Here is a 9531-nt window from a genome sequence, read left to right as displayed (position 1 = left end):
TTGCTTCTTGTGTTAATATATTCATGAGAAGTACTTCTTTCTTGGTTAATGTTTTGTAGCTAATCCATTATACCATATTTTGAAGTTACTTCTCTTTTTATTGGTTCATATCATTTTAACACATACATTCATTCGACAATTTGCTCTTAATTTGCACTTTTGATAAAAAATGCAAAAAAACAAAAAAGTAGTGACAAATAGTAAAATACACGTTATAATAGAGAATATGACGGCTTAAGCCGATACAAGTTTAAAATGAATCTATGAGGAATGATGTTATTATGATGATAAACGAGGCTTTTGATTTTATATGTTCAAGAGTTCAAGAGGCGTTAGAGCCGCAAGGCTTTTCAAAGCTAAATGTTTCAAACGCACAAAATGACGAAATGGTATCTCTCTATGCTAATGATGCAATTGCGTATTCTGTTATCTATTACTCTGACAAGCAGCGTATGGTGCTTGAAAGCTGCGGTATGACAGACGACGGGCCCGACAACGATTGGAAAGCTCTTGCAACTTGGATGTTTGACCCTGAAACAAACGATAAGAAGGATGCAAACAGCATAGCAAACGATTTTGTCGCAACGGTAAGCGCTCCGGTAAGACAGAAAGCTCAAAGACAGCAGAAAAGAAAAAAAAGAGATGAGGACGGCAACGTAGATCCGGTATTTATGTTTAAAAGGCTTGTTACCGTCATTCCTGAATTAAAGGAAGATATTTTTAACGAGGAAGACTGCTATGACCCGTTCCGCAGTTCAACTTTCGCCAAAACATCTGTTGTACCAAAGGTTAACAATCTGCTTTCAAGCGGAAACCGCCAGCTTATCACAAAGCTTGGCGCTGTACTTAATGCTCAGTACAAAAACGGCGATATGGATTGCCGCTCAATTATTACAATTGTAATTCTCAACGGCATTGAGGGTGAGAAAAATGAGAAGCTTATGGAAGAAGCTCTTGACGAAATGCTCCTTAAGGCATGGAAGCACGCTAAGCGTTACAGAGGCAAGACTGTAAAGCCTGAAAAGCCGAAGAAGCCGTCAAAGTTCCAGCAGCTTGCTGCGGAGCAAAACAACTTAAACAACTCAAGATAAAATTCAAGCCACTGCAAAGCTCAGCTAAGCTGACAATGCGGTGGCTTTATATATATTTAAGTGTATTAATTTTTCCTGCTATTCACTCAAACATTCCGGACTTCTCAAACAGCTCGTTTAATCTGTCGGTTGCACCCTTTAAGTATAAGTACCCCCACAGAGCTTCAAAGCCGGTTGCACTGTGGTACTGTGAGCTTGTCGCATTCTTAGGCGTATGCGCTGTGTGAGCGTTTCTGCCCCTTTTAAAAACAGCAAGCTCATCCTCACTAAGCTCAGGCATAAGCCTTTCCATAATATCGGCTTGGCTTTTACAGCACACTATATCTACCTTCTGCTTATTGAGCGCTCCCACGGGTGCGTTTGCATTACATACAAGACGCTCACGCACCATTAAATCGAAAACGCCGTCACCGACAAACGCAAGTGTTAAGGGGCTAAGCTGAATTGGGTCACAGTTATCATTTAATAATCTTCCCATATACTCACCACTATTCCACAAAGTCAAAGTCAAGGTCATAAATAGACACGGTGTCGCCCTCGCTTACACCTGCGTCACGCAGAGCCTTAATAACTCCGCTGTCAACAAGTACCCTTTGGAAATACTGCAGCGACTCGTAGTCATCAAAATTGACCGAGCGCATAATATTGGCAAGCCACTTGCCCTCAACAACATAAATTCCGTCCACAACCTTAACGGTGAACTTCTTGTCCTTGATTCTATCCGCCTCAACAACAGGTGCTGGCTCAGCCTCATAACGAACAATCGGCGGCAGCTTGCTTAAAAGCTCTCTCGTCTTATTCAAAAGCGGCTCAACGTCATAGCGGATAGCAGCCATAATCGGAAAGAATTCGTAGCCCTTGCCCTCAACAAAGCTCTTGAAATCCTCAATCTGCTCATCGGTTGCAAGGTCACACTTATTGCCTGCAACAAGCATAGGCACCTTAGTAAGCTCCGGATTGAACTTTGCAAGCTCACGGTTGATTATCTCGAAGTCTTCCTTTGGGTCACGACCCTCGCTGCCCGAAACATCGACTATATGAATGAGCATACGGCAGCGTTCAACATGGCGCAGAAATTGATGCCCAAGTCCTACACCCTCGCCTGCATTCTCGATAAGTCCGGGAATATCAGCCATAACAAATGAGCTGCCCTCATCTATGCGAACCACGCCCAAAACAGGCGTTATTGTTGTAAAGTGATAGTTTGCGATAACAGGCTTTGCCTCGCTGACTACCGACACAAGCGTGCTCTTACCGACATTCGGAAAGCCAACAAGTCCCACATCAGCCAAAAGCTTAAGCTCAAGCGTTACATCATATTCCTCACCCGGCATACCCGGCTTTGCAAACCTTGGTATTTGCCTTGTCGGTGTTGAAAAGTGGGTGTTACCCCAGCCGCCTTTGCCGCCTCTTGCAACGGTTACAGGCTCATTGCCCGAAACGTCGGCTAAAATTCTGCCGGTTTCAGCCTCCTTGACAACCGTACCTCTCGGAACCTTTATTATCAGCGCAGGAGCACTCTTGCCAAAGCGTCTGCCCGACTTTCCGTTTTCGCCTTTTTGTGCGGCATACTTGCGCTTGTAGCGGAAATCGGCAAGCGTTGACAGATTATCGTCAGCCAAAAAGCAGACATCTCCGCCTGTGCCGCCGTCACCGCCGTCCGGTCCGCCGGCGGCTACATATTTTTCACGGTGAAACGACACAGCTCCGTCGCCGCCGTCACCTGCCTTTATATTGATTTTAGCATAATCAACAAACATTCATACCGCCATCCTTTCGTCAGGTTGTTTCTATTCCGTATAATTTCTTCACGTTTTCAAGACCCTCTAAAATCTCAGCTCTTGAAAAATCGCTCTCGTCAAGCGTTTTTTCATCAAGCTTGGAAAGTCTGTCGTAAAAATCAATTGCTATTTCAAGATATTCTGCCCGTGCCTCACACTCAATATTCTCATACAAAAGATTCTCCGCCTCATTGATTTCACCCTCGTCTATCATACGGCGAAGTGTAAGACAGAGCCGGTCGGCTGGCTGGGCGTTGGCTGTTTCATCATATTGCAGCCTATATTCGGGCGATTCCTTGCCGAAAATAAGCTTTGCAAGGAATTTCGTGGTCATTTCAATTTGCTTCAGTATATAGTCATTCTCAAACATTTATTTTATCGCTCTCAATTCTACTGCCGTGTTTGCAGTTATTTTTCAGTACACTTAGCGCAAACAAGAAAAAGAGGTGCAGTTTTCACGGCACCTCTCTGAATATGACTGTGTGTTTGTTCACACCTGCAATTACTGCTCTGCGTAAACGCTTACACGCTTGCGGTCACGGCCAACACGCTCAAAACGAACTACGCCGTCAACTGTTGCAAAAAGTGTGTCATCTGAACCACGGCCAACATTTGTGCCCGGGTGAATGTGTGTTCCACGCTGCTTAACAAGGATATTACCTGCTAAAACAAACTGTCCGTCTGCACGCTTAACACCAAGACGCTTTGACTCTGAGTCACGTCCGTTCTTAGTTGAACCCATACCTTTTTTATGAGCGAACAACTGAATATTTACTTTTATCATTACGTTACACCTCCGTATAATTTACGTTAATATACTCTGAATACTGCTCTTCGAGCTGCTGCATATGCAGCTTAAAGCCGGACAAAATATCACGGCAACGCACTGCGTCACGCTGAAAAATTCTAAGCATTATGTCGCCGTCACCGACTGTAAGCTCGCACTGAACATACAGCACATCGGTTATAGTGTTCGCCGTCATAATAGCCGCTGAGCTTACCGCAGCACACACAACGTCGCTGCCCTCCTCAGAATAACCCGAATGACCGAAAACACGAAACCCAAGAAGCTCGCCCTTTGGATTGACATAAAAGCTTGTATTAATCATAATTATGCGTTTACGCTCTGGATTTCAATCTTTGTGTAAGGCTGTCTGTGGCCCATTTTTCTCTTCTCGCCCTTTTTCGGCTTGTAGGTAAAAACTGTAACCTTCTTGCCCTTGCCGGTCTTTACAACCTTGCCTGTTACCTTTGCGCCCTCAACATAAGGTGCGCCAACCTTGATACCGTCGTCAGTGCCAAGAGCAACAACGTTGAAATCTACGGTTGAGTCGTCCTCTGCGTTAAGCTTCTCAACATAGATAACGTCGCCGTTAGCTACCTTGTACTGCTTTCCGCCTGTTTCAATAATTGCGTACATTCTGTTCATTCCTTTATTTAAGACTCGCTACTCGTTGGGCGGAGCAAAGCTCGCTTTAATATGCCCACAGTAAGCGGCTATAACATTATAGCACCGCAGCAGTTTGCTGTCAACTAATTTTTTGTTATTTCAGCCATTAACTTGATAATATTTTCTTTGACAATAAAACCGCAAAAAGGTATAATCAATACTGTACAATAACACGAAAGGATGTATTTATTATGAAGGCAAGATTACCGCAAGGCTACGGTGGAGGCGGAGCCGCTAACATTCAGCAGCTTGCAAAGCAGGCTCAGAAAATGCAGGCTCAGATGGACGAGGCTACAGCCGAGCTTGAGGAAAAGGAATATAACGCAGCAGCAGGCGGCGGAGCAGTAAGCGTTTGTGTAACCGGCAAAATGGAGATACAATCACTTGAAATCAAGCCGGAGGTTGTTGACCCCGAAGATGTAGAGATGCTCTCAGACCTTGTTATGGCAGCAGTAAACGAGGCAATAAGAGCCGCTGCAGCCGACAAGGAGCAGACTATGGAAAGGCTGTCGGGCGGAATTAACATTCCGGGACTGTTCTGATAATGGCAGGCTATAACGCAGCTCCCTTTGCACGGCTGATAGAGCAGTTTGAACGTCTGCCGGGCATAGGCTCTAAAACGGCACAAAGGCTTGCCTACCACGTTCTGAGAATGCCAGAAAAGGACGCACAGGCATTCGCTCAGGCTATAACGGACGCTCACAGCAAAATACACTACTGTAAGGTGTGCTGTAACCTTGCAGACGGCGAGTTTTGCCCTATCTGCAAAAACGAAAAGCGTGACCGCTCTACTGTGTGCGTTGTCGAGGACCCAAAAGACGTTATTGCGCTTGAACGCACACAGGAATACAAGGGCGTATATCACGTTCTGCACGGTGCAATATCACCGCTCAACGGCATAACGCCGGAGCAGCTTAAAATCCGTGAGCTTGTTGAGCGTGCCTCCTCCGGTGAGCTAAAAGAGGTCATTATGGCTACAAACGCCACTGCCGAGGGCGAAGTAACGGCGGTTTATATTTCCAAGCTGTTAAAGCCGCTTGGAATTAAGGTGACAAGAATTGCGTCGGGACTGCCTGTCGGCGGCGACCTTGAATATGCAGATGAAATGACCCTGCTCAGAGCGCTTGAGGGCAGAAGTGAAATTTAAAAACAGTTGCTAATAAATAAAAATAATCGCTTCAATGTAAACAAAGCATTGAGCGATTATTTTTTTATCAGCATTGAAAGCCTTACAGAGTTTTTATGAACAAATTACTTAAAAATCGGCAATACCCCTCTCCTCTTTCTCCTCGGCGGGCAGGAGTAATCAACCAAAATTGTGTCCTCTCCTATCAGCTTTATGTTCTCCCAGCATATGGTAATATCGTTGCGCTTGCCAAATAAGCCAAGAAATCGAAAACGCCCAAAAATTACAATCGACACAAGCTTTGCAGTGCAGGTATCAACCTCTACATCATCTACAAAGCCAAGCCTTGTGCCGTCGCCTGCGCTGATAACCTCCTTGTGCCTTAGCTCAACAATTCTGCATCTCATTGGATCACCTCACAGTTTATATCTATGAGATAAAGCCGTAAAGAATGAATATTTTTGTCTTTGTGTTGTGATAAGGCAAAAAATGTGGTACAATAATCTCAAATTATACCCACAGGAGGAAATAAAATGAGCGAATATGCTTTGTTTTCAGACAGCACCCTCGACTTAACGGCGGAGCTGTGCGAAAAATATGATATCACTGTTATCCCTATGACAGTTACACTTGGCGGCATAGCTTACAAGTATAATGTTGATGAAAAGGAGCTGAGCTGTACCGAGTTTTACGAAAAGCTCAAGGGCGGCGCCGCTTGCTCGACAAGCCAGATAAATTACAAGGACTTTAAAGACAGCTTTGAGCCTGTTCTTAAGGAAGGCAAGGACATTCTATATATCTGCTTTACATCAGGTATGTCAAGCACCTTCGGAACATGCAATATCGCAATTAATGACCTTAAGGAAAAGTACCCCGATCGTAAAATAATTGTCATTGACTCGCTGTCGGCATCAATCGGTGAGGGTGTGCTTGTGCTTAATGCCGCTAAGATGCGCCAAAACGGCACAGATATTGACACGCTTGCAAAATGGGTTGAGGATAACCGATTAAAGGCTTGCCACTGGTTTGTTGTTGATGACCTTGACCAACTTAAAAGAGGCGGCAGAATCTCCCCGACCGCGGCGGCATTCGGCAAGGCTTTGGGAATACGCCCGCTTATATCTGTTGATTTGAACGGCAAGCTTGTCCCGATAGCAAAAATCAGAGGTCAGCAGAAAGTTTACAGTGAAATTGTCAGCCGCTTAATTTCTGACGGTGTTAACGCAACCGAGCAAACCGTTGTTATCGGCCATGCAAACTGCCCTGAGAAAGCAGAAGAGCTTAAAAAGATTCTAAAAGAAAAGAAGCTTGTAAAGCACGTGGTAATAGCAAAAGTTGGCCCTATAATCGGCGCTCACGTTGGCAACGGTATGGTTGCGCTTGCGTTTATGGGGAAAAGAAATATTTAACTCGGAGGAAAAATATGAAATCAAAAATAATATTGGCAGCCTTGTGCACCGCCTGCTCACTGCTTGCATTGTCATCGCTTACATCGTGCAGCTGTTCAAGCAGCAACGAGGTTGACAACACCAAAATCGCTTCCTCAGGCTATGAAAAAAGCACAGCCAACGAGCTTTATAAATACGACGTATTCGACAACCACATTTGCCTTACCGCATACATCGGCAAAGAGGAAACAATTAATATCCCGCAGGAAATTGACGGCAAGCCGGTTACGGAAATATTATCAAACACCTTTTACAATATTGACGAGAACGTTAAGGTTGTAGTAATTCCAAAAACAGTAACCTATATTGAATCACATTCCTTTACGAACAACAAGCTTGAAAGTATAGAGCTTGATAAGGACAACCCGTCATACATAATCGAAAACGCTGCTCTCATGGACAAGGACAAAACCATACTGCTCGCTTTTCCCGGCAAAAGCAGCATTGAGGAATTCACTATTCCCTCCACGGTAAGCTCCATACCGTCCGGCGTGTTCTCAGGCTGCACCAAACTTAAGAAAGTCAAGATTCCCTCCTCTGTAAAAAATATTGAAACCTTTGCCTTTATGGGCAGTGGCATTACACAAGCTGAGCTGCCTGAGGGTGTTGAACGAATTGGTATGGGCGTGTTCTGGAACTGTAAAAATCTTGAAACCCTAACACTGCCAAAGAGTCTTAAAACCATCGACAACCCCGAAACGACCTGCCAAAACTGCCCTGCTCTTAAAACAGTAAAGGGCTATGATTCAACCGACGCTGAGGAAATAACAAAAGCTGATGGTGTCACAGCAAAGTATGAAAGCCTTGGCGAGTAAACAAAATACGGATACTATATGTTAAGCTTTAAGTGAGTCGCAACAGCCAAAAATGTTGCGGCTCTTTTTTAGCATATTAAACAAAAAATATCATTACATTTTTACGCGTAACAATTATGTCATGTTATTTTTTACATATCAGAATATACACTCTATTTAATCTCATATTTTCTTACGAAAATTTAACAAATTATTTAAAAATTCTTGCAGACAAACCGACTTTTTTATTATATAATAACTATAATGTGCAAATTGATTAATCAATTTGTAATAAAGCAACAGAGGTTTAGCAAAATGTCTTTTATTCAAAAACTCAACGGCTTGGCACACCTGCCATTTGTAACACGTATTGTTGACCAAATCAAAAATACAAGCAAAAAGCAGTTTGCCATAGCTTTTTCGTCCGTAGCTTTAGCTGCGGCATCAATAACAGCCTTCGCTGTTTTTCCGACAGTTCAAAACAGCACCGACTCGGTAAGCGTTCTTTCTCCCTCTCAGTTTGTTGTTGAAGCTGAAGACAACGGGCTTTTGCCGACAGCTTTTATTAGCAGCAGGCTCGTAAGCACCGGCACGTTGTCGCACAAGTCAGGCGGCGGCAACAGCGCAGACGGCGTTATTGCCGGCAAGCCAATAAAACTCACTCTCAGTGAAACTAAAAAAACCTTCAAAAAACTGAAGGACGCACTGACGCTTAAGCCAACTCTCAGCAAAACCGGCATTACAGCAAAGTACAAGTGGGAAAGCTCAGACAAGAGCGTTGCCACTGTTGATAAAAACGGTAAGGTAAAGCCTAAAATGAATGGTACAGCGACAATCACCTGCACCGAGAAAAACACCAAGACAACTGCGAAATGCGTTATCACCGTTGACACTGTTCAAGTGAGCAGCCTGAAGCTTTCAAAAAGCTCCCTTACACTGTCGCCCGACAAGACAGCTACTATAAAAGCAACGGTAAAATCGGATGACGCTGCAAACAAAAAACTCAAATGGAAGAGCAGCGACGAAAAGGTAGCAAAGGTAAACTCAAAGGGCAAGGTAGAGGCAGTTTCGCCCGGAAACGCCACAATTTCCTGCTCAACCACAGACGGCTCTAAGATAACTAAGAAATGCAAGGTAACGGTCAAGGACCCAAGCCTGCTAGATAAAATTTCACTTAATTACATAGACATTCAGTTCTGCGGACTCGGCTGCACAGAGCAGCTTACGCTGCTTGAATACTTTCCTGAAACAGCCGCAAACACAGCTGTAACCTGGACAACCACCAACGAGGCTGTAGCTGTTGTTGATGAATACGGCATTGTTTATCCCGTTGATAACGGTCAGTGTGAAATAATAGCAACAGCAGTCGATGGCAGTGGAGCTACCGCAAGCTGTCCCGTAACGGTAAGCGGCGTTGTAGATTATGTTGAGACAGCTCCGAATTATGAGGTAGTAATTCCTGACAATATTGACATAAATGAAACAGCCAATTCGGTTGTTGAAGAAGCTGAAAAGTACGTTGGCTGGCTGCCGTATGTATGGGGCGGAACAGACCTTACAAGCGGAGTTGACTGCTCTGGCTTTATCTGCGCTGTTTACGAGAAGTTCGGCATAAACCTTTGGGGTATCAGAACCGACCTTATCTACGCCGGACGTGAGGTAAGCCTTGAGGAAGCAAAGCCGGGCGACATCATTGTTTACAGTGGTCACGTTGCTATATATGACGGCTACGGCGGCAAAATTCATGCTCCTACTGAGGGCTATATGGTAACACACGATTACGGCATAGGAAATTATCGATCTATAAGACGAGTTATTGAATAATTTGTATAAACATCCTT

13 protein-coding genes are annotated in these 9531 nt (G+C 44.2%); 6 read left to right on the top strand and 7 right to left on the bottom strand.

The annotated features are described in order from the left end of the window. Positions 1 to 281 precede the first annotated feature (281 nt). Entirely contained in the window at positions 282 to 1091 is an 810-nt protein-coding gene (locus tag GMA13_RS01130; protein WP_255882342.1) for a hypothetical protein, read from the top strand. Positions 1092 to 1173: 82 nt separating this feature from the next. Here GMA13_RS01130 and GMA13_RS01125 read toward each other — a convergent pair whose 3' ends face one another. The 6 genes from GMA13_RS01125 to rplU all read right to left on the bottom strand — a co-directional run bounded on the left by GMA13_RS01125 (position 1174) and on the right by rplU (position 4292). Then, a complete protein-coding gene (locus tag GMA13_RS01125; RefSeq protein ID WP_255882341.1) occupies positions 1174 to 1569 on the bottom strand; it encodes a Mini-ribonuclease 3 in 396 nt (131 codons plus the stop codon). A gap of 10 nt (positions 1570 to 1579) precedes the next feature. Further along, positions 1580 to 2851: a GTPase ObgE gene (obgE, locus tag GMA13_RS01120; protein ID WP_255882340.1), complete on the bottom strand. Its 1272-nt coding sequence runs from the start codon at positions 2849 to 2851 to the stop codon at positions 1580 to 1582. A gap of 19 nt (positions 2852 to 2870) precedes the next feature. Then, positions 2871 to 3242, bottom strand: coding sequence for a DUF6483 family protein (locus GMA13_RS01115; protein WP_255882339.1), 372 nt, complete (start codon positions 3240 to 3242; stop codon positions 2871 to 2873). 132 nt (positions 3243 to 3374) lie between these two features. Beyond that, positions 3375 to 3656, bottom strand: coding sequence for a 50S ribosomal protein L27 (rpmA, locus tag GMA13_RS01110; RefSeq protein ID WP_255882338.1), 282 nt, complete (start codon positions 3654 to 3656; stop codon positions 3375 to 3377). A gap of 4 nt (positions 3657 to 3660) precedes the next feature. Further along, a complete protein-coding gene (locus GMA13_RS01105) occupies positions 3661 to 3981 on the bottom strand; it encodes a ribosomal-processing cysteine protease Prp (protein WP_255882337.1) in 321 nt (106 codons plus the stop codon). Positions 3982 to 3983: 2 nt separating this feature from the next. Next, positions 3984 to 4292 (bottom strand): 50S ribosomal protein L21, encoded by a 309-nt coding sequence (gene rplU, locus GMA13_RS01100; RefSeq protein ID WP_255882336.1) that lies wholly within the window; start codon positions 4290 to 4292, stop codon positions 3984 to 3986. Positions 4293 to 4513: 221 nt separating this feature from the next. Here rplU and GMA13_RS01095 point away from each other — a divergent pair, with 221 nt between their 5' ends. After that, positions 4514 to 4864, top strand: coding sequence for a YbaB/EbfC family nucleoid-associated protein (locus GMA13_RS01095; protein WP_255882335.1), 351 nt, complete (start codon positions 4514 to 4516; stop codon positions 4862 to 4864). A 2-nt stretch (positions 4865 to 4866) separates the two neighbouring features. After that, complete coding sequence (recR, locus tag GMA13_RS01090) at positions 4867 to 5469, top strand: recombination mediator RecR (RefSeq protein ID WP_255882333.1); 603 nt, start codon at positions 4867 to 4869, stop codon at positions 5467 to 5469. 104 nt (positions 5470 to 5573) lie between these two features. On the opposite strand, the gene GMA13_RS01085 is transcribed toward recR, so the two are convergent. Further along, the gene (locus tag GMA13_RS01085) at positions 5574 to 5855 is read right to left on the bottom strand and encodes a YlmC/YmxH family sporulation protein (protein ID WP_255882332.1); all 282 of its coding nucleotides are present in this window, start codon (positions 5853 to 5855) and stop codon (positions 5574 to 5576) included. A 126-nt stretch (positions 5856 to 5981) separates the two neighbouring features. On the opposite strand from GMA13_RS01085, the gene GMA13_RS01080 reads away from it, so the two are divergent. The 3 genes from GMA13_RS01080 (at position 5982) to GMA13_RS01070 (ending at position 9514) form a co-directional block, all read left to right on the top strand. Continuing rightward, positions 5982 to 6857, top strand: coding sequence for a DegV family protein (locus GMA13_RS01080; protein WP_255882331.1), 876 nt, complete (start codon positions 5982 to 5984; stop codon positions 6855 to 6857). Positions 6858 to 6871: 14 nt separating this feature from the next. Next, a complete protein-coding gene (locus GMA13_RS01075; protein ID WP_255882330.1) occupies positions 6872 to 7711 on the top strand; it encodes a leucine-rich repeat domain-containing protein in 840 nt (279 codons plus the stop codon). A gap of 294 nt (positions 7712 to 8005) precedes the next feature. Beyond that, on the top strand, positions 8006 to 9514 hold the full coding sequence (locus GMA13_RS01070) for an Ig-like domain-containing protein (protein WP_255882329.1): 1509 nt from the start codon (positions 8006 to 8008) through the stop codon (positions 9512 to 9514). Positions 9515 to 9531: the final 17 nt, after the last annotated feature.

The sequence above is a fragment of the Ruminococcus sp. zg-924 genome (genome assembly GCF_024433635.1).
Taxonomy (GTDB): Bacteria; Bacillota; Clostridia; order Oscillospirales; family Acutalibacteraceae; genus UBA7067.
The sequence above is the reverse complement of the archived record's forward strand: the minus strand, read 5'-3'. Positions and strand labels throughout refer to the sequence as shown.

Coding starts and splice junctions, on each gene's coding strand:
- GMA13_RS01130 (WP_255882342.1), top strand. CDS start 282: ATGATGATAAACGAGGCTTTTGATTTTATATGTTCAAGAGTTCAAGAG.
- GMA13_RS01125 (WP_255882341.1), bottom strand. CDS start 1,569: ATGGGAAGATTATTAAATGATAACTGTGACCCAATTCAGCTTAGCCCC.
- obgE (WP_255882340.1), bottom strand. CDS start 2,851: ATGTTTGTTGATTATGCTAAAATCAATATAAAGGCAGGTGACGGCGGC.
- GMA13_RS01115 (WP_255882339.1), bottom strand. CDS start 3,242: ATGTTTGAGAATGACTATATACTGAAGCAAATTGAAATGACCACGAAA.
- rpmA (WP_255882338.1), bottom strand. CDS start 3,656: ATGATAAAAGTAAATATTCAGTTGTTCGCTCATAAAAAAGGTATGGGT.
- GMA13_RS01105 (WP_255882337.1), bottom strand. CDS start 3,981: ATGATTAATACAAGCTTTTATGTCAATCCAAAGGGCGAGCTTCTTGGG.
- rplU (WP_255882336.1), bottom strand. CDS start 4,292: ATGTACGCAATTATTGAAACAGGCGGAAAGCAGTACAAGGTAGCTAAC.
- GMA13_RS01095 (WP_255882335.1), top strand. CDS start 4,514: ATGAAGGCAAGATTACCGCAAGGCTACGGTGGAGGCGGAGCCGCTAAC.
- recR (WP_255882333.1), top strand. CDS start 4,867: ATGGCAGGCTATAACGCAGCTCCCTTTGCACGGCTGATAGAGCAGTTT.
- GMA13_RS01085 (WP_255882332.1), bottom strand. CDS start 5,855: ATGAGATGCAGAATTGTTGAGCTAAGGCACAAGGAGGTTATCAGCGCA.
- GMA13_RS01080 (WP_255882331.1), top strand. CDS start 5,982: ATGAGCGAATATGCTTTGTTTTCAGACAGCACCCTCGACTTAACGGCG.
- GMA13_RS01075 (WP_255882330.1), top strand. CDS start 6,872: ATGAAATCAAAAATAATATTGGCAGCCTTGTGCACCGCCTGCTCACTG.
- GMA13_RS01070 (WP_255882329.1), top strand. CDS start 8,006: ATGTCTTTTATTCAAAAACTCAACGGCTTGGCACACCTGCCATTTGTA.